Below are 24777 nucleotides of genomic sequence, written 5' to 3'. Positions count from 1 at the left end.
CATACTGCCTGCGTCACGGTTTCAAGGATTGAACATGGGTCTGATGAACTGGATTCGGCAAAAGCTGGGTACTGTTGCTCCGCAATCCACAAGCGCCGGTGCATTGGTGGCTACGCCCCTCACACAGCTGGCAGAAGCTCCTATGCCTGCACGGCCAGGCGACTGGAAGGCGCTCAGCGATGCTTTGGCCCAGATCCTCATGCCCGAGCAAATGGACAGGCTTGGTGCCGAGGTACAACTGGCGCTGATTCAGTCCGACCAGTATTTCTCGCGCTTTGCCAACGATTTGACGCAGCGGGGCATCGATTCGCCGCAGGAAGTCAGCGCTTGGCTGGCGCTGGTCGATGGTCTGCAGCGGCGTGAACAGAATGTTGAGCTGGACTGGCGCCTAGACCTGGATGAGCTGATTTCCAGTCTGTCACAGCTGCGCACCGTCAAGGAGCTGGGCCTGGTCTTTGACGACCTGATGGCAGATGACGCCGCCAGCGAGATGGCAGGTGAGGATGCGCTGGGCAAAGCAGCTATCTGGCTGCGCAGCAAGGGACTCGCCTTGGTGTGCATGGACATCGATAGTGACAGCTACCCGCTAATGCTGCTACCGCTGGAGCGAGTGGATGCCATCAAGGTGCTGGCTGAGCGCGTGGGTCAGAAACTGATGCAGTTTGATGTCGCGTAAAACACCAAAACGACAAGGCCAGCAGACTCACAGCAGCCCCCAGCTGGCACACGCCTTGCCAGCCCGCGCGGGCGTAAGCCATGGTGCTGGCGATGGCCCCCAGACCGCTGCCTGCAGCGTAAAACAGCATATAGAGGCCGATCAGGCGGCCACTGGCCTCGGGCCGGGCTCGCAAAATCATGCTCTGGTTGGTCACATGCAAGGCTTGGCCGCCCAGGTCCAGCAAAACAATGCCCAGCATCAAGGCACCCAGCGAGGTGTGCAGCAGCGATAGCGGCCCCCAGGCCAGCAGCAACAAAATCAGTGCGGCGCAACTGGTGCGCTGGGCATGACCGCGATCAGCCCAGTGCCCGGCGCGCGCAGCCATCAGTGCGCCGATCACGCCCACCAGCCCGAATGCACCGACGGCCGTGCGCGAAAAGTGAAACGGCGCGGCACTCAGCGGTAGTACCAGGGCGCTCCAGAAGATGTTGAAGGCCGCAAACATCAGCAGAGCCAGCAGACCACGTATCTGCAGCAGGCGCTCCTGGCGCAGCAGCGTGAACATGGATGCGATCAAGTCGCGATAACGCAGCCCGCTGGCGGCGGTGGGCGAGGGTGGTAGTACTGGCAAACGCTTCCATAACAATAGCGCCATGCACAGCATCAGAAAGGCGGAGCACTGATAAACACCGCGCCATCCAGCCATGTCGCTCACGGCCCCGGCAAAGACCCGCGCCAGCAGCAGGCCGACAAAGACGCCGCTTTGCGCAGCCCCCACAACGCGGCCTTGTTCATGGGGCGCTGCGGCGCTGGCGGCATAGGCAATCAGCCCTTGTGTCATGGCTGTGCCCAGCAGGCCGACCAGCAGCATGCCCGTCAGCAGTGCAGAAGGCGCTGCAGCCTCCGACACCAGTAGCAGCGCTGCCACCAGCGCTAGCAGTTGCAGCTGCATCAGACGTCGCCGCTCCAGCAGATCACCCAGAGGCACCAGCAGCAACAGCGCCAGTGCACAGCCGATTTGTGCGGCGCTGACCACGCCGCCCACGGTGGCCAGCGGTATCTGAAAGTCGCTGGCCAGCGCCTCCAGCAAAGGCTGGGCGTAATAGACATTGGCCACGCTCAGCCCGCTGGCGGTGGCAAACAGCAGCATCAGGCCAGAAGGCAGCTCGGGGGCGGGGCTTGCTGAAGCAGAGCAAGTGTTGGCGGGCATGGCGTGGTCTTTCTGGTTTTAAAACAAAACCAGATAAATGTTAATTTATTTGGTTTTGAAATGAAACTAGAATGACTTGCCAGCGCTTTCAAGGAGAACCATGACCACTGCTGAACCCGTGAATGACCAGCCTTGTCCTGTGGCACGGTCGGTCGATCTGATTGGCGACCGCTGGTCTCTGCTCATCGTGCGCGATGCTTTTGACGGCATGCGCCGCTTCAGTGACTTTCAGCGCAGCCTGGGCGTGGCGCGCAACATCCTCTCGGACCGCCTGAAAAAGCTGGTGGATGCTGGCGTTCTGCAAACCGAAGCCGCTGCCGAAGGCTCGGCCTATCAGGCCTATGTGCTCACGCCGCGCGGCGAAAGCCTGTTCCCCGTGGTGCTGGCATTGCGCCAGTGGGGCGAAGGAAATCTGTTCAAACCGGGCGAGGCGCATTCGCTGCTGCTGGACAAAGCCACCGGCCAGCCCGTGCCGCCCCTGCGCGTGCTGGATACGCAAGGCCATGAGTTACGTCCCGCTCAGACGTGGGTGCGCAAGCTGGATTCAGCCGATGAAACCTGACTTGAGGGCTGACTCGGGCGCTGTCGCTAGCAATGTTTCCCTCGTTATGCGCGTGGTGGTCATCGGCACCAGTGGCGCGGGCAAAACCACGTTTGCGTCGGATCTGGCTGAGGTTTTGGGGCTGAACCATACCGAGCTGGATCAACTGCACTGGGGGCCTGGCTGGAAGCCTGCGCCGACCGAACAGTTTGTCCGTGGCGCTGCACAGGCTGCAGCAGGCCAGCGCTGGGTGATGGATGGCAATTACAGCGTGGTGCGCGATCAGCTGTGGCCGCGTGCCACGCATGTCGTGTGGCTTAACTACGGGCGCTGGACGGTATTTTCACGCGTGCTGTGGCGCACCATTCGCCGCGCCGTGCTGGGCACGCAGCTGTTTCACGGCAACCGCGAGAGCTGGCGCAGCGCGTTTTTCTCCAGAGACTCCATCTTGCTGTGGTCGTGCCAGACCTTTGCCAAAAACCAGCGCAAATACCGCGACTTGCGCGCCAGTGGGCAGTTTGCGCAGGCGCAGTGGCTGGAGTTCCGCACGCCGCAGCAGACCCGGCAATGGCTGGAATCACAGAGGCCCGCAGCAGGTGCGAAGAACAAGCCCGAATGCTGATCGGGGCAGGGCGGACTGCGTATGGCTGTGTCGCCTTGGGTTGTCTCTTTAAAATGCGGCAATGCACTATCAAAAGTGATAGCTGTTAACGCTTTTCAGATAGCGGGTTGAGCGCTGTTGAGTGCATAAACAAGAAAGGCGATGCCAGTGGATTGGGACCACCTGCGTTTTTTTGGGGAACTGGCCCGCAGCGGCAGCATGGCAGCGGCTGCGCGCAAGCTGGGGGTGGAGCACACTACGGTGTCGCGCCGCATTCAGGCGCTGGAAAAGCAGCTGGGAGCCGTGCTGTTTGCCCGCGAAGCCGGGCAATGGCGGCTGACAGAAGCCGGGCGCCAGTTGCTGGCCGTGAGCAACGCCATGCAAAGCGCTGTGGATGGGCTGGAGCACGGGCCGCTGGCGCAGGCTGCGACCAGCGAAGGCCCGGCGGGCCTGGTACGCGTGGGCGCGACCGAAGGCTTTGGCACGCAGATGCTGGCGTCTGAGCTGGCCAAGCTCACGCTGCGCTATCCGCTGCTCAGTGTGGATTTGCTGGCGCTGCCGCGCATGCTGCATCTCTCAAGCCGCGAGGCTGATATCGTTATCTCGCTAGAGCGGCCCAAACGGGGCTCAGTCATCGTCACCAAACTCACGGACTACCGGCTCTACCTTTATGGCCAGCGCGAATACCTGGCGCGCAAGCCGCTGGTGGCGCGCACCGAAGACCTGCGTCACCACAGCTTTGTGCACTACGTGGACGATTTGCTGTTTACGCGAGAGCTGCAGTTGCTGGACACTTTGCATAGGCCCGAGCGCTTTGCGCTGCGCAGCACCAGCATCACCGCCCAGTACGAAGCGGTGCGCGCCGGTGCGGGTCTGGCCGTGCTACCGGCCTTTGTGGCAGACAAAGATCCCATTTTGAGCCGAGTGCTGCCTGATCAGGCCTGCTTTACCCGGACCTTCTGGATGAGCATGCCCGTTGAGTCTCGCCAGATTCCGCGTATCTCAACCACCTGGAGCTTTTTGCGCGATGCAGTGCAGGGCATGCAGCCCTTGCTGTGCCCGCCGCAATAGTCGGGTGCTGCGGTATTGATAGCTGTAAGCGCATGTTTAATAAGCGCTGGAGCCTGTTTTTTACGAAGTTCACCTGCGCGCTTGGCCTACCATGGCAGCTTGTTGAACTCAGAGGACTGCCATGATTGTGACAACGACTCCCAACATCGAAGGCAAGCGCATCATCCGCTACTGCGGCGTGGTGGCGGGCGAGGCGATTCTGGGCGCCAATGTGTTCAAAGACTTCTTTGCGGGCATTCGCGACATCGTCGGCGGCCGTTCGGGCACCTATGAGCGAGAGCTGCAAAAGGCCCGCGAAATAGCGCTCAAGGAGTTAGAGCAGCGCGCAGCAGAAGCCGGGGCCAATGCCGTGGTGGGTGTGGACCTGGACTTTGAAGTGCTGGGGCAGGGCAATGGCATGCTGATGGTGTCAGCCAGCGGGACCGCCGTAGTGGTCGAATGAACGACTGAACCCTGAGTACCTTTGTGCAAATGCACATTTTTAGCCAACTTCGAAATTGGGCATAAAAAGTCGTTGTACAATTCGATCCATCGTAGGGGAGTCGCCAAGTTGGTTAAGGCACTGGATTTTGATTCCAGCATGCGAAGGTTCGAGTCCTTCTTCCCCTGCCACGATTTAAAGCCCTGATCATGAAAATGATCAGGGCTTTTCTATGTTTGCGCTTTTTCTGACTCAATCACGGGCAAGATGAGTGAGCCATGTTTGCTGAAACTAAGCCCCTTCCCCTTTTTGCAGAAACTTGAGCCAAACGCGGCGACATGCCTGATGGTTCAACATCCATGCAAGCGATCCTGAGGATCGGAGTTGCCCTTTCGAGTCAATCAGGCTTGCTGGCTTGACTTAGCCAGAATTACGGGGTCTTTGGTCGTTTCGTCAGCAATGGTTTATGGCGCAAGAGAGCTGGGTCGGTTATTGTGCAAGGCGCTGGTTTTGCCGAAATTCTCGGTGACCTCCCTGCATTGAAGACGTTGCAGAGGCCCCGCGAGAGGGCAGCATGCAGAGCATGACAAGATTTGGATAGACAAGGTATGGAATATCGACTGGATGAAACGGACCGCCAACTGCTGCGCTTGCTGCAGACCAACGCGCGTGCCTCTACTGCGCATTTGGCCCGTCAGATGAATCTGGCGCGCACGACCGTGGTCGCGCGAATCGCCAAGCTGGAGCAAGAAGGTGTGATCGCCGGTTATGGCGTCCGTTTGGGCTCGCGTATGGAGCAGTCAGCGGTACGTGCCTATTGCGGTATTCGTGTACTTCCCAAGACAGCGACTTCGGTCATGCAGGCGCTCAACCGTTTTACCGAGGTGGAAGAGGTTTCTGCCGTCAGCGGCCAGTACGACTACATGGTGTTTGTGCGCTGTGAGAGCAATGAAAAGCTGGATGCGCTGCTCGACCGTATTGGTTTGATTGATGGCATTCAGCAAACCTACACCTCGGTGGTGCTGAGCCGCAAGATTGATCGCCGGACCACGGCCGAAGTGGTGGGCGAGACCCCTGCTTCCTGAATTCAGTGAATTGGCTGCCTGTAAAGGTAAAACGCCCGGTCTGTGTCGGGCGTTTTGCATTGTGGGATTGTAAAAACGGGAGCCAATGATCCCGTTTTGATAGCTGGATGCGATTAATCTACAAAGACTTTCGCTTCTCCAGATTCCATATGGCCAATCACTGCAGCGTCGGCAAAGCCGCTGTCTGCAAAGACTTGCAGCACTTGCTCCACGGAGTCGAGGGAGCAGGAGACCAGCAGGCCTCCCGAAGTTTGAGGGTCGGTCAGCAACGCTTGCTGAGCGCTACTCACGGAAGAAGCCAGCTGAATATGCTCGCCATAAGAGGCCCAGTTGCGGCCCGATGCGCCAGTGATAACGCCTTGGTCGGCAAAAGCCTGTACGCCGGGCAAGACAGGTAGCTTGCTGCTATCAATATGCGCGCTGAGCTGGGCACCGCGTGCCAGCTCCAGTCCGTGGCCAAGCAGGCCAAAACCGGTCACATCGGTCAGTGCATGCACGCCTTCCAGCTTGGCAAGCTCAGCGCCAGGGCGGTTGAGCTTGGTGGTGGCATCGACCATGGCGCGATAGCCCGCATCGTCGAGCAGATTTTTCTTGAGTGCAGCAGAGAGAATGCCCACGCCAAGGGGTTTGCCCAGAACCAGCACGTCACCTGCCTTGGCATCGGCGTTGCGTTTCATCTGCTTGGGGTTGACGATGCCAATGCCCACTAGGCCGTAGATGGGTTCGACCGAGTCAATCGAGTGGCCGCCTGCCAGCGGAATACCGGCATCGCGGCAGACGGACTCTCCGCCTTCCAGAATCTTGGCAATCACATCGTGGGATAGCACATTGATAGGCATACCCACAATGGCCAGCGCCATCAGCGGTGTGCCTCCCATGGCGTAAATGTCAGACAGAGCGTTGGTTGCTGCGATGCGGCCAAAGTCATACGGGTCATCAACGATGGGCATGAAAAAGTCCGTCGTCGCCACAATTGCCTGCTCGTCATTGATCTTGTAGACGGCAGCATCGTCAGCAGTTTCGGTACCGACCAGCAGATCAGGAAAGAACTGCTTGGGCAGATTGCTCTTGGCCAGCAACTCAGACAGTACACCTGGCGCAATCTTGCAGCCGCAACCGCCGCCGTGGGAGAGAGAGGTCAGGCGGGGCGTTGCCGCTGCGGTGATGTTGGAGTTAGAGGTCATGGAGTTTCTATTATCCGTATTCAAGGTGCATGCCTTTGATGACTTCTGTGTGGCATGCAAGGCCTTCTATTATCGATCTACAGGGTGCTGTCAATACGGTGATATGAAGAGATAGCCTTCACTTTTTTGCTATTTTATTGATTTCTTAGTTAATTTGTTAATTATTAAAAATTAATATTTGATAGATTCCGTCAATTAAAATGTAATAAATTGTGCTGTATAGTCTAAGGTCTTCATCTGTGAATTCCATAATTTATGGATGCTAGCCAACCTATAATTGGCAGCAGAAAGTTGGATTTCAGTGTGTTGAGTCCAAAATTTTTTAGGATTGATTTTGGGCTCAGAATCCTCTTTAAGCGAACCAGCAGGGCCTCGTGGATCGCTCTCTGTGACATTGGCGGTCTGGAATGCCTTGTTTCTGCGCGAGGCGGTGGCTCGTCTGAGCTCGGCTCGTGGGGCTTGGGTGCTGATCGTTCTGGAGCCCGTTCTGCATGCGTGCTTCATGCTACTGCTTTACACGGTGTTACGTACGCGTTCAGTTGCTGGAGCTGATGTGGCCGTGTGGCTGGTGCTAGGGCTTACTGGCTATTTCACGGTTCAGAATATTTTTCAGCGCGCGATGGGGGCTGTGGGCGCGAATAAAGCCCTTTTTGCATACCGGCAGGTGCGCCCCATAGATACGGTTATTGTGCGGGCCGGCCTTGAAGCGTTACTTGGGACTGTCATTCTCATTGTACTTCTGGCTATTTTGGCCTTCTTTGGCCGTTCGGTTATTCCCGACGCTCCTATGGAGACAATGCTTTCCTTTATTGGGCTCATGCTTTGCGCCTTGGGAATCGGACTAATTCTTTCAGTAGTTGGCGATTTGGTTCCTGAAGCGGGGAATTTGGCTAATTTTTTATTTAGGCCACTCTATTTTTTATCAGGGGCTATTTTTCCATTGGCCGCAATCCCTGTGAAATACAGGGACTGGGTATTTCTTAACCCCTTTGCACATGGCCTGGAGTTACTGAGAAGCAGTTTTTTTCCTGTGTATCACGCTGCTCCTGAAGCTAATTTCAAATATCTTTTCGGATTTTCAGTCGTGTCAATATTCATTGGGCTGGCATTGCAGATTCGTTTTGCACGGAAATTGAGGGCGCAATGATTATTGTTAATGACGTGCATAAACGCTATCAAACCCCAAATGGTGCAGGGCGCTGGATTCTGAAAGGTGTCAGCTTGACGATACCGAGCAAAGTCAGTGTTGGACTGGTCGGGCGTAATGGTGCGGGCAAATCGACATTGCTGAATCTTATCGGAGGCATTGACGCTCCTACCCGTGGCAGTGTGGAGCGCCGCTGCCGTGTGTCCTGGCCTATGGGTTACGGCGGTGGGTTACAAGGCTCTCTCACAGGTAGGCAAAATGCCAAATTTGTCTCTCGATTGCACGGTTTTGATTCACCGGATGCGATGTCAGAAAAAATTGCCTTTATTGAAGAATTTGCGGAGCTAGGAGCATCATTTGATCAGCCGGTTCGCACCTATTCATCGGGTATGAAGTCACGGCTCCAATTCGGCCTTTCTTTGGCATTTGATTTTGATGTTTATATTTCGGATGAAGCCACTTCTGCGGGAGATGCATCATTCAAAAAGAAAGCATCGGATGCCTTCAAACGCATTGCAGACCGCTCGGGACTGATTATGGTATCGCACAGCGATGGAACGCTACGTCAGTTTTGTCAGGCTGGAATATGGCTGCATGATGGGCAGGCACATTGGTTTGATGACATTGAAGATGCCTTGAAAAATTATAAAGATAGTATCCCCAAATGAATGATTCCAGCAAAAAAGAAGAATTTAGCAGTTTATGTCGAAAAATATGGCGTATGAAGATATTCGCCATTGCAATTTTTGCATCTTTGTTTGCTATTTTATATTGGGGATTTGTTGCCTCCGATCGTTATGTCTCTGAGGCCCGTGTCATTATTCAGCGCACTGATATGGCAGCATCTCAGGCGATGGATTTTGGCTCATTGCTGGCGGGTGGGGATGGAGCGTCACGTACCGATCAAATGCTTTTGCGAGATCGCCTGCTTTCCCTGGATATGCTGCAAAAGCTCAATCAAGAGCTTCATCTGAGAGAGCATTACAGCAGTCACGATCACGATATTCTGACTCGCATGTTCTTCAAAGATGCCTCGCTGGAGTTCTTTCATAGGCACTTTCTTTCGCGTGTCAGTGTTGAATACGATGAATATGCAGGCGTTTTAGTCATTCAGGCCCAAGCCTACGATGCAGAAATGGCGCAAAAAATTGCGCAGGCGCTGGTGCGCGAAGGCGAGCACTATATGAACGTCTTAGGTCATCAACTGGCACAGGAGCAGGTTGGCTTTCTGGAAAAGCAGATTAAAGAGCGTAGTGTGCTGGCGCTGGATGCACGGCAGCGTGTGTTGGCCTTTCAGAATGCCAAAGGCTTGATCTCTCCACAGTCTGCTGCTGAAAACCTGGCTGGCGTTGTTAACAAGCTGGAAGAGCAGATGACGGAGCTCAGCGCCCGCAAGACGGCATTGCTGGGTTACCTGGCTGCAACGGCTCCAGCTGTTGTTGAAGTTGACCTGCAGATTCAGGCCGTCGAAAAGCAGATCAAAACAGAAAAGGCACGCCTGACCAGCGCCAAAGGGCAGTCTTTAAATAAAACAGTTGAGGAATATCAGCGCCTGGAGTTGGAAGCCCAGTTTCTGCAGGATGCTTACAAGAGCGCTTTGGTGGCTCTGGAAAAAGGTCGTATTGAAGCGACCCGAACGCTGAAAAAAGTACAGGTACTGCAGAGTGCTCCACTGCCTGAATACCCCATGCGCCCCCGGCGCCTTTACAACATCGCGACCTTCATTCTTGGGGCGTTCTTGCTGGCTGGCTTGGCGCAATTGCTGGCATCCATCGTGCGCGACCATCGCGATTGATCTTTTCAGAATTTTTCCCATTCATCATGCAACGTTTTTTTGCCCCATCCTGGGCGGCCTCTGCGGTCGCGCTTTTTTTAATGAGTCTTGTGCCTGCTCAGGCCCAGGTCAACAAGACCAGCTTGCAGTCTCAGCAGCCGGCCCAGGCCTCCTCTGGTAATTGGAGTAATACCGATCCGCTTCAGATTAATCAGGCGTTGGGACTTTCGGCGACCAGCGATGCATTGAGTGCTTCAGGAAACCGAGTCAATGCAGGAGCGGCATCTGTACCCATGCAGACACCGCTGCTGCCACAGGCTCCGCAAACGGCAGACTACACCGCCAACCTGAATAGTGACGTTTTTGGAGCCAACCTTTTCACAGGCAACTTTGCAAGAGCCGGAGCGACCCAGTTCAACCCGGACTACCTCGTTGCAGTGGGGGACCGTATCCATCTGCGTCTGTGGGGGGGCTTCACTTTTGAAAATGTCGTAACAGTAGATCCTCAGGGCAATATCTTTTTGCCCCAGGTCGGGCCTGTAAAGGTCATGGGCGCTGCCAATAAAAACCTGCAGGAGCAGGTGGAGGCTGCAGTCCGCCGTGTATTCCGTGCCAATGTTTATAGCTATGCCAGCCTCGCGGCAGCGCAGCCGGTGCGTATTTTTGTGGGTGGCAATGTCATGCGTCCGGGCCTGTACAACGGCACCAGCATGGACAGCCTGCTCAACTACCTGGATCAAGCCGGAGGCATCGACCCAGAGCGTGGCAGCTTTTTGACCGTGCAGGTCAAGCGCGGAAGCACCGTGCGCGCCAGCTTCAACCTGTATGACTTTCTGCTCAAAGGCCAGTTGCCACTGCTGCAACTCAGTGATGGCGATGTGATCTTTGTGCCAGCAATCGCTAACCGGGTGAGTGTCAAGGGGTTGGTTAATAACGCCAAACGGTTTGAGTTCAAGAGCGACAAAGCTACGGTGGCCAAGCTCATGCAACTGGCTAAACCCCAGGCGCAGGCAACCCATGTGCGTATTGCGCGTAATACAGGTACCGTCAAAAATACCGAGTACTACCCGCTGGAGCAGGCGAATGCGCTGATGCTCCAAAACGGGGATGAACTGGAATTCACCGCCGATAAAAAGCCCGGCACCATTAGCGTGCGCGTGGAAGGCGAGCACATGAATCCGCAGGAATATGTGGTGCCCTATGGCACTCGCCTGGGCTCATTGATGCAGACGATTGAAACCTTGCCGGACTCCGAGCCTGAAAGCATTCAGCTGTTTCGCCAAAGCGTGAAGCAGCGCCAAAAAGAAATGCTGGTTACCAGTTTGCGCAGTCTGGAAACGGCCTTGCTGACAGCACGTAGTGGTAGCAGCGAAGAAGCACGTTTGCGCAAGGAAGAGGCTGACTTGACCCTGCAATGGGTAGAGAGGGCCAAGCAAATTGAGCCTACTGGCCAGGTTCAGATTGCCCAGGCGCAGCAGCGCAACAGCATGCTGCTGGAAAACGGAGACGTCATTCGAATTCCTCGTAAGGATGGCTTGGTCCTGGTCAGTGGCGAAGTGCTGTTTCCGAATGCCGTGGCATTCGATGGACAGCTCAGCCTCAAGGACTATATCGATCGCGCGGGCGGATTTACCCAGACTGCGGATGCTGCTCGCGTTGTCGTAGCACGTCGCGATGGCGCATTTGAGCAGGTCGATACAAGCAAGCTCTTTGACGCAACCCGCATCAAGGCGGGAGACCAAGTGCTGGTATTGCCTAAGGTTGATGAGAAAAAGCGCCAGTTCTGGAAAGACATAACACAAATCATGTACCAAATCGCTATTGGTGCGAAGGTGGTGTTTGGCCTGTGAGTGAAGTAACTCTTACGGAAAATGCCGAACTACAGAAAATAACGCTGCTCTCATTGGTCGATTTTTCAAGGCGACCCCAGCAAATTTTGACGAGGGCAATGAATTGGGCAGAATTTTCTGTCCAGCATCAATTACCTTTGGTCATCGGTCACAGTCATAGAAAATCAAAGGCAGATCAGAAGTTTTTGCAGAAGATTCAAGAGTATCAGCCTTTGGTCAGAGTGGTTAGTGTAGAGGCTGAGAGTCCTCTTCCCAACTTGGCGGGATTGAGAAATGCAGGCTTCAGTTTGGTGAATACACCACTGCTAGCTTTGATGGATATTGATATCTATCCTGATTTGGCACTTGTGCAAGGACTGCTCTTTCTGATGAAAAGGCAAGGCGCACGATGCGCAATGGCGCCTTGCCTCTACCTTTCGGAGAAAGGCAGCAAGGAAATCAGAAAATATGCAGACAGCAAAGTGCTGTGGAAAAAATATTTGAATTTTCACAGCGCTCAATTTATGCATTTGGCGATGCCATCTTCTGTCATTCTCTTGCATGCAGAAGATTATTCAAAAATTGGCGGGTTTGATGAAGAGTATCAAGGTCATGGCTTTGAGGACTTTGATTTCATGGTGCGTTTGTGGAGCGGGAGCATTGAATTGAGTAAGTCGGATATTTCAACGAATGACCCATACAGGGCACCTATGTTGGGATATGGATTTAGAGGAAGGCTGGCACGTTTGTGCTATCAGTCTCTTATCAATGATGTGATTGCCATGCATATTTATCACCCATCAGAGAAAAAAGAAAAATATTATCAGGCTCGAATAAATAATTTTGACCTGTTCAAAAAAAAGGTGGATGAGTTTTCTGAAGTTTGCGGTACTTTGGCATTTCATCAGATACCTGAGAATCTGAAAAACTTCATACAATGTTGTGATGAAAATAAGGTAAATCCAGAAAAATTTCAAAAGCTTTTTGATGCAACACCTGCGCATATGCGCGATAAATACAGCTTTCATAGAATTTTAAAAAAGCTGAAGAATAAATTTTCTATCTGAGGTTGATGATGAATCCCAAAAAAATGAGAAAACTGCTGCGTGATCCTAAGCTTTTTTTCAAGGATATGTTGCATAAGAGGCTGCCTAAAAAATCTAATACTGTCCCAACCTTGGTGAAGAAAAAAGGTAATTACAGCTATTCTGTGGTTGCTGCGGTGTATGGGGTGGAAAAATATCTAGATGATTTTTTTAAATCGCTGGTTAATCAGTCGTTAGACTTTAAATCTCATATTCAACTAATTATGGTGGATGACGGATCTCTCGATGGATCTGCTGAGATTGTAAAAAAGTGGCAAAAAAAATATCCAGATAATATTGTTTATCTAAAAAAAGAAAATGGGGGGCAGGCATCTGCTAGAAATTTAGGAATGAACTATGCTTCGGGAGAATGGATATCATTCATTGACCCGGATGACTTCGTTGATGCTGAATATTTTTTCGAAGTTGATAAGCACATTTCCCGCCAAAAGAAAGAATTGCTTTTTGTAAGTTGTAATTTTATTTTTTTCCACGAAGATAAAAATCAATTTTCTGATTCTCATCCGCTGAATTATAGGTTCAAGAAAGAAGAGTTGGTTGAGGTAAATGATGGAAATGTTTTTCATCAGTTAACGGTTAATTCTGTATTTTTTAATGCAATTACATTGCAGGAGTCAGGCGTTAGGTTTCATGAAGATATAAAGCCGAATTTTGAGGATGGAGATTTTGTATCCAGAATTCTGTTGAAGAGTAAGCACAGTTGGATTTCTTTTCTTCCATCTGCAAAGTATTTTTACCGAAAGAGGTCGGATGGAACTTCTACATTAGATAATTCATTTTTTGATGAGCGCCGTTATACACAGCTCATTGAGAATGGATACTTGCGATTGTTGTTGATCTTCAATGAAAATAACGGATCTATTCCGAAATGGTTGCAAAGTACTATTCTTTATGATTTGGTTTGGATGGTTAAATCGGTATTGAATAATGGTCATAATTTGGTTTTCATGGATGAAAACCTCAAGGCTTTATATATAAATAACCTAAGAAAAATAGCTTCATTTATTGATGATCAGACTATTTTGGAATTCTCATTGGCTGGATGTTGGCTTTTTCATAAAGTTGGTATTCTTGGGTTTCTTAAAAATTCTAAGCCTGATTTTTCAATGGTATATGCTGATTCTTGGGATGAATCAAAAAAATTACTTTGTATAAAATATTTTTGGCATAGCGAGTTACCTAGTGAGGATATTTTTATCGGGGGTAATAAGATTTTTCCTATTTTTGAAAAAAATAGGAAACATGATTTTTTGGGGCGTGAATTTGTTTGTGAGCGAATTATTTGGGTATCTGTGCCGCAAGCAGAAGATAATTTCATTGTGGAAATAGATGGAAAATTGTCACGAATCTCATTAAGGGGTAAACAGTTTAAATCGGGGGTTTCATGCAATAAACTTCTGGAAATATTGGCGTTGCCGGTTTTTGATCCAAAAAAAGTTAGTGCTTTGGCAAAGCCATTGCGCGATAAAGCGTTAAATTTTCAAACTCGTAAGATCTATAAAAATGCATGGATTTTTATGGATAGAGATACCATGGCTGATGATAATGCAGAGCATTTATATCGGTATGTGAGAAATAATCATCCGGAAATTAATGCATTTTTTGTACTAAGAAAGGCATCGCCTCACTGGAAGCGTCTTGCGAAGGAAGGATTTAATATGCTGGATTTCGATTCAGAAGAGCATCGCTTAGCTACAGTGAATGCAAAGCTTATTATATCTAGTCATGCTGATGGGTATGTAATGAATCCGCTGCCTATAAAGGATTATGGCGATATTATTGACTTCAAGCATGTTTTTTTACAACATGGTGTGACCAAAGATAATCTTTCAAAGTGGCTTAATAGTAAGCCAATAGATTTTTTTGTGACGGCAACACATGATGAGTATGAAAGCATTGTTTCTGATTTTAATCAGTATAAATTTTCTGGTAAAGAAGTTGTGCTGACAGGATTTCCTCGACATGATAGTTTGTTGAAGCTTAATGAAATTCGTCCAGAGTGTAAAAGAAGGAACATTGTTATTATGCCTACTTGGCGTAATAATTTAATGGGTGAGCAACTAGGGACACCGAATCAAAGGGCAATAAATAAAGATTTTTTTGATTCGTTATATGCTGTTTCTTGGAAATCTCTGTTGCATTCTGAAAAATTAAAAAATATTTCTGAGAGATTAAATGCTAATATAATATTTTATCCTCATGCGAATATAGATTTGTATATTGAAGGGTTTGATGTTCCTAAATATATTGAGGTAAAGAGGGGCTCTGACGCTGAGAGCATGCAAGGAACCTTTGTTGAGACAGATGTATTGATTACAGATTATTCTTCTGTTGCATTTGAGGTCGCTTATCTGAAGAAGCCTGTTATATATTATCAGTTTGATCGAGATGAGTTTTTTTCCGGTGCTCATACTTATCAAAAAGGATATTTTGACTATGATCTGAATGGTTTTGGGCCGGTTTGCCTGGAGCTCGAAGAAGTCGTTTCAAATTTGGAAAAATATCTGCTTCAACCTGACTGTGAAATTTGGAAAAATTATCAGAGGATTGCGGATGAAACCTTTGCATTCCGCGATGGAAAATGCTGCGAACGGACTTATGAAGCAATCAAGCGTCTGCAAGAGCCTGTGGTTATGTCAAAAGAGGAGCAAGTAAATCGTCTGCGCTTAGCCGCAACCGAGGCCGAACAAAAGAACTTTATACAGACTGCGATAAAATATTACCAGCAATGCTTTGAACTGACAGATGAAGAGGAGTATGTTAGGCCACTTATTGTGCTTCTTTCAAAGGATAAGCAGTACGACAGAGTTTTAGAGCTCTATGAAGCATATGGTCAACAGTGGAGCGTAGATACGATTACACAATGCTTGGATACTTTTGTGGCATTGGGATGTTATAGATATGTCAAGGAAGTGCTTGACCGCAACCCTGATGACGAGGCTCTGCTCGATTACTCTGAAAGCTTGCTGAAGTATGCTGCCAGTAACAAGAATACTCAGATGTTTGATGAGATTAAGAAGAGTCTCAAGCCCGTTAGAAAGCAGTCCATGGATATCCTGAGTCACTATCTCCAGCGAGACTGGGATGGACTGCGTGCAAGTATGCAGTTTGCTTCTTGTGAGTCATCTTTGGATCATTTCGATCTGTTTCTGCAGGCCTGCTTTAGAACCCACTGTGTGGCATATGCTGAGCAGGTATTTGAAGCTATCTCAGGCCGACTGCAACCAGCGGTAGCAAAAAATTTTGCAACGCGTATTAAAATCGGACTTGGTGATTTCGATGGGGCTATCGTAGATTATGAATCGATTGCTCAGTCATCAGTCGAATCTTTGTGCGGGGAGGATATTGATAACTGGATGAAACTTCGCCAATATAAGAAAATAAAGGCACTGATTTCTCCTGTGATTGGCATAAAACTTCTGAATAGATTTTTAGATGACCCAGAAATTTCAGATTTGATCGTTAAACATACTGATTTTAAGGAGTCAGAAAGCTTTAATTCTCTTGTTGATATTTTCTCAGATTCTCCGGATAGTGCGTCTCCTGCAATTTCATTGTTTATTTTCAAGAGCCTGATTTCTCAGAATAGATTTGATAGAGCAAATGATTTTGTTTTGCATGCTGAATCTGCCGCATCTGATGTGAGTGATTTTGCACTGATTGCAGATTTCAAAAAAATTAATGTAAGATAATATAGGGAGTATATAAACTATTAGTACTGAATAATAGCTCAATAATTTTATTGGGCTATGATATTGAAAATATGGTTTAAAAATTTTCGCGTAAGCTAAGTCGCTATTTTTGAGAAAGAAATCAATGTTGAAATTATCCGAAAAAATAGAAAAATAGAAAAATAGAAAAATAGAAAAATAGAAAAATATTAAATTAATATTTAGTTTATTTTGAAAATCGAATCGGAGCTTTTTATAAATAGATGGTATTTGTGAACCATCATCTACATAAGAAAAAAATGCGTAAAAATATATTTTTTATCGTCGAAGGCCTATATTCAAAGGCTGGTGGATTAACTAGCTCTATATATAAGAAAGCTAGCTTTCTTGCGGAGTTTCACTGCGTAACCATATTGGTAATAAATTACCAATTACATTTGGAACAAATCCTCGAGGAGCTAATTTTAGTAGGTAAAATTAGTAAAAAAGTTAACGTAATAAATATATTTTCAGATGTTGGTGAAAAAAATATTAAAAAAAATAAAAAACCTTTTGTCCTCGAGTATCAATATTTGTTGGACAATATTGATTACTTTAATTTTCAAAAGAAAGATAATTCATTAAGAGTTTTTGATGAAAATGGGGTTTATAATAAATTTATTTCATATAGGGGAAATGGAAATATCGGTTTTATAGACTGTATGAATAGTCTAGATCATTCAATCCTTGAAAAAAGGTATGGTTTTTATAAAAATTCATTAATCTCTCTAGAATGTTTTAACAATGGAGAGAAAAAGCAGCAAGTTATTTTCAATAAAAATAAATGCCCTATTTTAAATTTTTGGTTCAAAGATAATAAAATAACTAGAATATTTGATATGCAAACCGAGGAGGTAATCGACTCCAATGAAATGCATTTTAAAAAACAATGGATTTCCTCTGTAATAAGCACAGATGATATTGTATTTGTTGATAGCCACTTTTCTAGAACTGCCGAACTCTTGAAGAATATTGAATGCAAGAAGATTGCATTTATTCATAGCCATCAAAATTATTGCAATGACACAAAGCATTTAATAAAAAATAGTGATTTTGAAAAATATGTATTTTTAACAAATCTCCAGCGAGAAGATTTTAAAACTTTTAATTTGGATATTTATAGCAAAAGTATTATAATTCCTCATCCTTATGTGGATAGTAAATCCAATCTAGGTAGAATAAAAAAAATAGTTACCGTAACTCGACTCGTTCACAATAAGCCGGTAATTCCAGTAATTTATGCTTTTTCTAAAATAATTAATAATTTTCCAGATTATATTTATGAAATTTATGGAGTTGGGCCAGAAAAAGATAATATTGAAAAAATTATTATAGATCTAAATCTAAAAGATAAAGTAATTCTTCGTGGGTATACTAATGAGGCATTGAAAATATTTGAAGAAGCAGAATTAAGTATTAGTTTGACAAAGTTTGAAGGTTTTGGTCTTTCAATTCTCGAGTCTTTGAGTATGGGTTGTCCTGTCATTACATCAAATGTAAACTATGGGCCAAATGAAATGGTTAAAAACCAGATCAATGGACATTTGGTGAATAATGATGATGTGGATGGAATTTCAGATGCTATTTCAAAAATTCTATCTTCTCCAAAAGAATATCAAGATAATTGTCTGCCTAGTATAAAAGACCATGAAATAAATTCATGGAAAGAAAGAATAATCTCTCTGATTAATTAATGTGGAAATAAATTTATTTAGTCAAGGGTTTGATTAATTGACGTGTCCTCTAGAAAAAAAAGCCAAATCCTCTTTAAATTAAATTTTTTGATTAACCTAATAAGATAAATGGCTATGGTTCCATGCGATGGGGTTTTTAGAGTTTCCAAGAATTAATAATTATGTATGGAGTTATTATTGGGCTCAGATTGGTTGTCTCTGGTCACGAAAGTCCCAGCATTTCAAGTTGAGTCTGAGAAGAATAAAGATTTTTTGATTTTTAACGTAAGATTGTTTCAGTTTTATTGAAATTTAAAGATGAAAGTTACAAAAGCAGTATTTCCTGTAGCAGGAATGGGGACCCGTTTTTTACCTGCCACCAAAGCTAGCCCGAAAGAGATGTTGCCAGTGGTGGATAAGCCGCTTATTCAGTATGCGGTGGAAGAGGCTCTGGCAGCAGGCATCAAGGAAATGGTGTTTGTGACGGGACGCAGCAAGCGCAGTATTGAAGACCACTTTGACAAGGCATACGAACTCGAAAACGAGCTGGAGTTGCGTGGCAAGACCGAGATGCTCAGTTATGTGCGGAGCCTGATGCCTGCGGATATGAAGTGTGTCTATATCCGCCAACCTGAAGCTTTGGGGCTGGGCCATGCAGTGTTGTGTGCCCAGCCTGTGGTGGGTAATGAGCCTTTTGCCGTGTTGCTGGCTGACGATCTGCTGGATGGTGAGCCCGCAGTGATGCGTCAGATGGTGGATGTTTACGATTACTACAAATGCTCGGTATTGGGTGTGCAGCAGGTGCCGCGGGAGGATACGCGCAGCTACGGCATTGTGGATAGCAAGCCGATCAAAGATGACTTGGAAGCGGTGCATGCCATTGTGGAGAAGCCTAAGCCTGAAGAAGCCCCCTCGACATTGGCTGTGGTTGGTCGTTATGTGCTGACGCCGCGCATCTTCCACCACTTGGCTCGTTTGGGTAAAGGGGCCGGCGGGGAAATTCAGCTGACGGATGGTATTGCGGCTTTGATGGCGGAGGAGCAGGTGCTGGCTTATCGCTTCCAGGGAACGCGCTATGACTGTGGCTCCAAGATTGGCTATCTGGAAGCGACCTTGGCCATGGCGCGTAAGCATCCCGAGGTAGGTGGACAGTTCGAGGCATTGCTCCAGTCGATGTCCTCATAAAACAATAGCTGCTAGCGCTTGTCTGGCTTGATTTTTCAATAAAAAATACTTGAATTCAATGCTTGTAAAGCGCTGGCAGCTCTTGTTTCAGGAGTGAGTGTGCTACAGGTGCAGGCGGGGCCTGCAGAGTGTGAGTTGTCGAGGATGATGTTTTGAGTGTGGATACACCTATTTGGCGGGCACTGGCGTCTAAGGCTGCTGCCTGTAGGCAGACGTTGAATTTGTCTGAGGCTTTGAGTAGCCCAGATCGGTTTGAGAATTTGAGCCTGCATGCACCCCATGTTTTGCTGGATTGCTCCAAATCTCTGTGGGATGAAGCAGTGCTGCAGGACTTGCTTCAATTGGCGCGACAGGCTGGTGTTGAGCAAAGGCGGGATGCGCTGTATGCAGGCACTGTGGTGAATGAGACAGAACAGCGCCCTGCTTTGCATGTGCGCTTGCGCGCACCTTTTTCGGCTCAGGGCGGTTTCCAGAACGATGAAGAATGCCATGCAGGCCTGAGCGCCATGTTGACCATGGCGCAGCAGGTGCGTGAGCAAGCACGTTTCACCGATGTAGTTCACATCGGTATTGGTGGGTCGGGCTTGGGGCCGGAGTTGGTGCTGCAGGCGCTGCATCCTTGGTGCTTGGGGGGACCGCGTGTTCACGTTGTGTCCAATATGGATGGCCATGATCTGCATCAGGCGCTGCAGGGGCTGGAGCCAGCTCGGACTTTGTTCATTGTGGCTTCCAAGTCTTGGTCTACGGCAGAAACGCAGCGCAACATGGCTTCTGCCCAGGTTTGGGTGTCCGCAGCGGCTGGTCTGCATTGGCCAGATCACTTTGTTGCAGTTTCTTCGCGCGAAGATATTGCCCGTCAGAATGGTTTTACGCAGACGCTACATATCCCAGAGGGGATTGGCGGACGCTTTTCCATTTGGTCTGCGGTGGGGCTACCGGTTGCGTTAGCTGTCGGTGCAGAAGTTTTTGAGCGCTTGCTGGCTGGCGCTGCGCAGATGGATATTCATTTTGCTCAGCAGCCACTGGAGCGCAATGCACCGGTTTGGCTTGGTTTGCTGGATGTGTGGTACGGCAGCTTTTTGGAGATGCCGGGACGCTGCGTGGCTCCATACCACCATGGCCTGCGCAGGTTGCCTGCCTATCTGCAACAACTGGAGATGGAAAGTAATGGAAAGCAGGTGATGGCGAACGGCAAGCCAGTCGGTTGTTTGACGACGGGCATGGTGTGGGGTGAGCCAGGCAGTAACGGTCAGCATGCTTTCTTTCAGTGGCTGCATCAAGGCACGCAACGTATTCCTGTTGAGTTTATTGCCGCCCGAGAGGCGGATCATGACTTGCCGGAGCATCAGGAAGCGTTGCTAGCCAATGCGTTGGCGCAGGCGCAGGCGTTAATGCAGGGAAGTAAGGCCGGGCCGGAGCAATTGCTTGGACATCAAGACTTTCCAGGAAACAGGCCCAGCACCTTCATGCTGTTGGATGCTTTGACACCTGAATCTTTGGGGGCGTTGCTTGCGTTACAAGAACACCGCGTGTTTGTGGCTGGAACGGTGTGGGGTATTAACAGCTTTGACCAATGGGGGGTCGAACTTGGCAAGACTTTGGCTAAGGATTTACGCAAGCGCCTGGACTCGGGCGATGTCTCAGGGCTGGATGCTTCAACGGCAGGGCTGCTGGCATGCTGTGCGTTGGCATAGTCGTGAGCGCGCTTTACTGCGACATCTGGTGTATTGATGAGCGGCAAGTCGGGACGTAATGCCTTGACCTTGAGATATTTGGAGTTGTGTGATTCATAGCGTAGGTATTTTTTCGCGTGGCATTTGGCGTTTGCCGCTGCTGGTGCAGTGCTTGGAAGCTAAACCCGTACGCATGGGCTTTGGCACACGCGTGGATGCGGTAGCCGGCTGGGGACAGCGACCTAGTACACGTAAGCCCATGGCGTATGCAAGCAAGCATGGGTTGCCTTATGTGGCACTGGAGGATGGCTTTCTACGCTCCTTCGGCACAGGCGAGCATTTCCCGCCGCTGTCGCTGGTGGTCGATGACGCAGGCATTTACTACGACTGCACCCGCTCCAGCGCGTTGGAGCTATTGCTGTGCAGCGGCGCTGATGTGCTCGCGCCTGATGCAGCGCTGGTGCAGCAGGCACGCAAACAATTATTGTCCGCAGACTTGAGCAAGTACAACCACGCTCCTGACCTGCCTGATGGCATGCTGCGCAGCGGTGATGTTCTGCGGGTGCTGGTGGTGGACCAGACTGCGGGCGATATGAGTGTGGCCAAGGGTGGGGCGGATGCCGCTACTTTTGACGCCATGCTTGCCGCTGCGCTGGCAGAGAATCCTCAGGCCACGGTTTATGTCAAGACCCATCCCGAGGTGACTTCGGGCCGCAAGGGCGGCTATCTGACGGGGGTGCAGCCCGATGCCCGCACGGTGGTGCTGCGCGATGCGGTCAATCCCATTAGCCTGATTGCTCAAATGGACAAGGTCTATGTGGTCAGCTCGACCATGGGGTTCGAGGCCTTGCTTGCCGACAAGTCGGTCATCTGCTTTGGAGTGCCCTGGTATGCGGGCTGGGGTGTGACGGATGATCGCCAGCCGCAGCATCCGGCCATGTTGCGCCGTGCCGGTCGCCGACGCTCGGTGGATGAGTTGTTTGCGGCTGGGTATATGCATTACAGCCGATACCTCAATCCGGAAACCAGACAGCGCGGTAATGTCATGGATGTCATTCATTGGCTGGAGCGTCAGAGAGAGATTGCCAAGCGTTTTCCCGGTCGAATGATTGTGGTGGGCTTTCGTCGATGGAAAGCGGCCAATGTCAAGTCCATGCTTTCTTTGCATGCTGATAAGGTTGTCTTCGTCAAAGATGCCAAGGCTGCAGCTGCATTGAAACCTGTGGATCAAGATTGCCTGGTTTGCTGGGGGCGCGTGCCGCCAACGGGCCTGCAGGAGCTGGCGCTTTCAGCTGGCGTGCGCCTGTTGCATATGGAGGATGGCTTTGTCCGCTCTGTAGGGCTGGGCTCAGATTTGATCCCGCCGCAGTCCTTTGTGCTAGATGCCAAGGGCATTTACTTTGATCCCGCTCGACCTTCTGAGCTGGAGGACTTGCTCAATACGCAAAACTTCAGTGAGCAGGATCTGGGGCGTGCGCAAAACGTCCGTAGCTTTATCGTTGAGCATGGCATCACCAAATACAACTTGGAACCTAATCAGGCAGTCCGCTGGCCTGTGGATGGGTGCAAAGTCATTTTGGTGCCAGGTCAAGTGGAGGATGACGCTTCCATTCGGTTTGGTTGCGACACGAATGGCGTGTGCACCAATTTGGGCTTGCTACAAGCTGCGCGCGAAGCTTTTCCTCAGGCGTTCATTGTTTTCAAGCCCCATCCGGATGTGAGCAGTGGCAATCGCAAAGGACGTTTGGATTCTGCGGCTGCTCTGAAGTATGCGAATCACATAGAGCAAGGTGCGTCGGTGGTGAGTTGTATCGACGCTTGTGATGTCGTGGTGACGATGACCTCATTGACTGGCTTTGATGCGTTGCTACGCAACAAGCAGGTCGTTGTGCATGGCCGACCTTTTTATGCGGGTTGGGGCCTGACAACGGATTTATTGCCTGTTCCTCGCCGAAACCGCTTGCTTTCATTGGATGAGCTGGTTGCCGGAGCATTGCTCCACTATCCGCTGTACTGGGACCCCGTATTGAAAGGGTATACCACCTGTGAGGCGGTGCTGAGGCGCTTGTTGGAGCAGCGTTCTTCGCTTGAGAAGAACGGTGGTTTGATTACTTTGAGGCTTGGATGGCTGAGGCGGCAATTGCGTAAATGCCATGTTTTGCTTCGTTCCTGGGTGCTTTCCCGTTGACTCGCTGTGTGTCGAGGCGTTTCTTTTGCCATTGCCTAGCTCTGGCATAAATAGTGGCTTGTACGACCTTAAGATGCGAGGCTGGTTATTGTGTTTTTATTAATTGAATCAATGAATTTATTTTGTTGATTGTTTCTTTATATGGGGTGGCGAGGGCATCAATTGAGCGGGTTCGAATCATTTTTATCCATCAAATGAGTTGGCGTGAGAGCCATTCTGAGAATGTAGAGCTGCTAAGCAGTCGTTAAATTTTTCCACATGAATAAAAAAAATGGATTTTCATCCAAGCGTGTACTTTTATTGCAAGGGCCTGTAGGGCCATTTTTCTGGAATCTGGCCAAGGACTTGCGCGCGGTAGGAGCAACCGTTTTCAAGTTCAATTTTAATGCGGGTGACTGGATTTTTTATCCGTCAAGGGCACATTCATTTCGTGGAGAACTGTCTCAGTGGCCAGACATACTGGAGCAGTTTATTGTCAGGCATCAAATTGATGCGGTTATTTTGTTTGGAGACTGTCGCCCAGTGCATGCTTGCGTTCGTTCCTTGACAGAGCGATATGGCTGTGCCTTGGGTGTGTTCGAAGAAGGCTATTTAAGGCCTGATCACATTACTTTTGAGCCATTGGGCGTCAATGGGCATTCAAATTTTGATGAGAAACTTGCATTTTGGTTAAAGCAACGTAGCAAACCTCCTGTTGATGTATTCAATAATTCTGAATTTCTTCATGTCTCGAAAGAAGTGAAGAGAGTGGGTAACTCCTATTGGCATGCAGCCATGTGGGGAATGATATATTTTTTTATTGCTTGGCTGGGGCAGTTATTCTGGAATAACGCATTGCATCACAGAAAAATGACGGTGAGGGATTCACCTTGGTGGTGGTTGAGCTATTTGAGAAAATTTTGGTATAGGCGTTCTGAGAAAGGCGTGGAAAGCCTTTTGCACGGTGCAAAGCGGAAAAAATTTTTTCTGGCACCTTTGCAAGTTTATAACGATGCTCAAATACTGGTTCATTCTGATTATGAATTTGTGACAGATTTCATCAATCATGTGCTTCATTCATTTTCAAGAGCACTGCGCGCAGAGAAGATAAATGGTGTTCCAGATGATGGCGAATCTATTTTTGAAGACATTATTGTCTTCAAGCATCACCCAATGGATAGAGGGCATAGAGATTACTCAAACATAATTAACCTCCTTGCCAAAAGACATGGATTGCAAGGCCGCGTTTTATACATTCATGATCAGCATTTACCCACTTTGTTGAAAGATGCTAAAGGGGTGGTACTCGTCAACAGCACAACTGGGTTGTCTGCATTGAGCCATGGAGCACCGGTTCGGGTTTGTGGTAACGCTCTTTATGATATGGAGGGGCTGACTTTTCAGGGGCGTATGAGAGATTTTTGGTTTTATGCTAACAAATCAAATCCCGACCCCGCTATGCTTTCTCGGTTTCGCAAGGCTCTGATTGAGTTGACCCAGATTAATGGGAGCTTCTATAGAAAGCTTCCAGATGTTTCCTGGAAGTGTGGTGTTGCGCTGGATGGTCAAATGGCGCAACGGTTATGGGGTGGAGGGGCTTCAGTGGATCCATTCCAGTGGCCTGAAGATATAGATCATATTGATGGAGAAGAGCCTCTGCATTTTAAGTCAAGTTCGGCGCGTTCAAGCAAGAGCGTTGAAGATGTATTTTGAAAAAATCGATATTTGAACTTTTTAAATAA

Annotated in this window: 19 protein-coding genes and 1 tRNA gene; 18 read left to right on the top strand and 2 right to left on the bottom strand. The window is 48.9% G+C overall.

Annotated features, from left to right (window positions below; genetic code table 11):
- Positions 1 to 34: 34 nt before the first annotated feature.
- Positions 35 to 676, top strand: a complete 642-nt coding sequence (locus tag RSF91_RS11075; RefSeq protein WP_332568466.1) for a DUF6630 family protein — start codon at positions 35 to 37, stop codon at positions 674 to 676.
- Here RSF91_RS11075 and RSF91_RS11070 read toward each other — a convergent pair.
- The gene (locus RSF91_RS11070; RefSeq protein WP_332568465.1) at positions 621 to 1868 is read right to left on the bottom strand and encodes an MFS transporter; all 1248 of its coding nucleotides are present in this window, start codon (positions 1866 to 1868) and stop codon (positions 621 to 623) included. The two genes, RSF91_RS11075 and RSF91_RS11070, sit on opposite strands and share 56 nt — an antisense overlap.
- A 100-nt stretch (positions 1869 to 1968) precedes the next feature.
- Between RSF91_RS11070 and RSF91_RS11065 the strand changes: the two genes are divergently transcribed.
- From RSF91_RS11065 to RSF91_RS11040, 6 genes are all read left to right on the top strand, one after another.
- Complete coding sequence (locus tag RSF91_RS11065) at positions 1969 to 2430, top strand: winged helix-turn-helix transcriptional regulator (protein WP_332568464.1); 462 nt, start codon at positions 1969 to 1971, stop codon at positions 2428 to 2430.
- Positions 2420 to 3031 carry a toxin gene (locus RSF91_RS11060; RefSeq protein ID WP_332568463.1) on the top strand — a complete coding sequence of 204 codons (612 nt, stop codon included), beginning with the start codon at positions 2420 to 2422 and terminating at the stop codon, positions 3029 to 3031. Before RSF91_RS11065 ends, RSF91_RS11060 begins: the two co-directional genes overlap by 11 nt.
- A gap of 147 nt (positions 3032 to 3178) precedes the next feature.
- Complete coding sequence (locus tag RSF91_RS11055; protein ID WP_332568462.1) at positions 3179 to 4081, top strand: LysR family transcriptional regulator; 903 nt, start codon at positions 3179 to 3181, stop codon at positions 4079 to 4081.
- Positions 4082 to 4202: 121 nt separating this feature from the next.
- Positions 4203 to 4523 carry a heavy metal-binding domain-containing protein gene (locus RSF91_RS11050; protein ID WP_332568461.1) on the top strand — a complete coding sequence of 107 codons (321 nt, stop codon included), beginning with the start codon at positions 4203 to 4205 and terminating at the stop codon, positions 4521 to 4523.
- A gap of 93 nt (positions 4524 to 4616) precedes the next feature.
- Positions 4617 to 4693 (top strand) — tRNA-Gln (locus RSF91_RS11045).
- A gap of 417 nt (positions 4694 to 5110) precedes the next feature.
- Positions 5111 to 5587 (top strand): Lrp/AsnC family transcriptional regulator, encoded by a 477-nt coding sequence (locus RSF91_RS11040; protein WP_099736667.1) that lies wholly within the window; start codon positions 5111 to 5113, stop codon positions 5585 to 5587.
- A 113-nt stretch (positions 5588 to 5700) separates the two neighbouring features.
- On the opposite strand, the gene selD is transcribed toward RSF91_RS11040, so the two are convergent.
- Entirely contained in the window at positions 5701 to 6771 is a 1071-nt protein-coding gene (gene selD / locus RSF91_RS11035) for a selenide, water dikinase SelD (RefSeq protein WP_332568460.1), read from the bottom strand.
- A 388-nt stretch (positions 6772 to 7159) separates the two neighbouring features.
- On the opposite strand from selD, the gene RSF91_RS11030 reads away from it, so the two are divergent.
- The 11 genes from RSF91_RS11030 to RSF91_RS10980 all read left to right on the top strand — a co-directional run bounded on the left by RSF91_RS11030 (position 7160) and on the right by RSF91_RS10980 (position 24748).
- Positions 7160 to 7918 (top strand): ABC transporter permease, encoded by a 759-nt coding sequence (locus tag RSF91_RS11030; RefSeq protein WP_332568459.1) that lies wholly within the window; start codon positions 7160 to 7162, stop codon positions 7916 to 7918.
- Positions 7915 to 8586 (top strand): ABC transporter ATP-binding protein, encoded by a 672-nt coding sequence (locus RSF91_RS11025; RefSeq protein ID WP_332568458.1) that lies wholly within the window; start codon positions 7915 to 7917, stop codon positions 8584 to 8586. The genes RSF91_RS11030 and RSF91_RS11025 overlap by 4 nt, the downstream gene beginning before the upstream one ends.
- The gene (locus RSF91_RS11020) at positions 8583 to 9713 is read left to right on the top strand and encodes a chain-length determining protein (RefSeq protein ID WP_332568457.1); all 1131 of its coding nucleotides are present in this window, start codon (positions 8583 to 8585) and stop codon (positions 9711 to 9713) included. The genes RSF91_RS11025 and RSF91_RS11020 overlap by 4 nt, the downstream gene beginning before the upstream one ends.
- A gap of 26 nt (positions 9714 to 9739) precedes the next feature.
- Positions 9740 to 11542 (top strand): polysaccharide biosynthesis/export family protein, encoded by a 1803-nt coding sequence (locus tag RSF91_RS11015; protein ID WP_332568456.1) that lies wholly within the window; start codon positions 9740 to 9742, stop codon positions 11540 to 11542.
- Positions 11539 to 12588 (top strand): galactosyltransferase-related protein, encoded by a 1050-nt coding sequence (locus tag RSF91_RS11010; RefSeq protein ID WP_332568455.1) that lies wholly within the window; start codon positions 11539 to 11541, stop codon positions 12586 to 12588. Before RSF91_RS11015 ends, RSF91_RS11010 begins: the two co-directional genes overlap by 4 nt.
- Positions 12589 to 12596: 8 nt before the next feature.
- On the top strand, positions 12597 to 16319 hold the full coding sequence (locus RSF91_RS11005; protein WP_332568454.1) for a CDP-glycerol:glycerophosphate glycerophosphotransferase: 3723 nt from the start codon (positions 12597 to 12599) through the stop codon (positions 16317 to 16319).
- A gap of 251 nt (positions 16320 to 16570) precedes the next feature.
- Complete coding sequence (locus tag RSF91_RS11000; protein WP_332568453.1) at positions 16571 to 18031, top strand: glycosyltransferase; 1461 nt, start codon at positions 16571 to 16573, stop codon at positions 18029 to 18031.
- Positions 18032 to 18328: 297 nt separating this feature from the next.
- Positions 18329 to 19195 (top strand): UTP--glucose-1-phosphate uridylyltransferase GalU, encoded by an 867-nt coding sequence (galU, locus tag RSF91_RS10995; RefSeq protein ID WP_332568452.1) that lies wholly within the window; start codon positions 18329 to 18331, stop codon positions 19193 to 19195.
- A gap of 158 nt (positions 19196 to 19353) precedes the next feature.
- Entirely contained in the window at positions 19354 to 20889 is a 1536-nt protein-coding gene (pgi, locus tag RSF91_RS10990) for a glucose-6-phosphate isomerase (protein WP_332568451.1), read from the top strand.
- A gap of 88 nt (positions 20890 to 20977) precedes the next feature.
- Positions 20978 to 23056, top strand: a complete 2079-nt coding sequence (locus RSF91_RS10985) for a capsular polysaccharide biosynthesis protein (RefSeq protein WP_332568450.1) — start codon at positions 20978 to 20980, stop codon at positions 23054 to 23056.
- 258 nt (positions 23057 to 23314) lie between these two features.
- On the top strand, positions 23315 to 24748 hold the full coding sequence (locus tag RSF91_RS10980; RefSeq protein WP_332568449.1) for a capsule biosynthesis protein: 1434 nt from the start codon (positions 23315 to 23317) through the stop codon (positions 24746 to 24748).
- Positions 24749 to 24777: the final 29 nt, after the last annotated feature.

The organism is Comamonas sp., from assembly GCF_036643215.1.
Classification (GTDB): Bacteria; Pseudomonadota; Gammaproteobacteria; order Burkholderiales; family Burkholderiaceae_C; genus Comamonas.
This window is presented reverse-complemented; position numbering and strand designations above follow the sequence as displayed.

Excerpts from the sequence above, each read along its gene's own strand:
- RSF91_RS11015 (WP_332568456.1), top strand. The coding sequence starts at position 9,740 with ATGCAACGTTTTTTTGCCCCATCCTGGGCGGCCTCTGCGGTCGCGCTT.
- RSF91_RS11005 (WP_332568454.1), top strand. The coding sequence starts at position 12,597 with ATGAATCCCAAAAAAATGAGAAAACTGCTGCGTGATCCTAAGCTTTTT.
- RSF91_RS11060 (WP_332568463.1), top strand. The coding sequence starts at position 2,420 with ATGAAACCTGACTTGAGGGCTGACTCGGGCGCTGTCGCTAGCAATGTT.
- RSF91_RS10980 (WP_332568449.1), top strand. The coding sequence starts at position 23,315 with ATGAATAAAAAAAATGGATTTTCATCCAAGCGTGTACTTTTATTGCAA.
- RSF91_RS11025 (WP_332568458.1), top strand. The coding sequence starts at position 7,915 with ATGATTATTGTTAATGACGTGCATAAACGCTATCAAACCCCAAATGGT.
- selD (WP_332568460.1), bottom strand. The coding sequence starts at position 6,771 with ATGACCTCTAACTCCAACATCACCGCAGCGGCAACGCCCCGCCTGACC.
- RSF91_RS11065 (WP_332568464.1), top strand. The coding sequence starts at position 1,969 with ATGACCACTGCTGAACCCGTGAATGACCAGCCTTGTCCTGTGGCACGG.
- galU (WP_332568452.1), top strand. The coding sequence starts at position 18,329 with ATGAAAGTTACAAAAGCAGTATTTCCTGTAGCAGGAATGGGGACCCGT.
- RSF91_RS11020 (WP_332568457.1), top strand. The coding sequence starts at position 8,583 with ATGAATGATTCCAGCAAAAAAGAAGAATTTAGCAGTTTATGTCGAAAA.
- RSF91_RS11050 (WP_332568461.1), top strand. The coding sequence starts at position 4,203 with ATGATTGTGACAACGACTCCCAACATCGAAGGCAAGCGCATCATCCGC.
- RSF91_RS11040 (WP_099736667.1), top strand. The coding sequence starts at position 5,111 with ATGGAATATCGACTGGATGAAACGGACCGCCAACTGCTGCGCTTGCTG.
- RSF91_RS11070 (WP_332568465.1), bottom strand. The coding sequence starts at position 1,868 with ATGCCCGCCAACACTTGCTCTGCTTCAGCAAGCCCCGCCCCCGAGCTG.
- RSF91_RS11075 (WP_332568466.1), top strand. The coding sequence starts at position 35 with ATGGGTCTGATGAACTGGATTCGGCAAAAGCTGGGTACTGTTGCTCCG.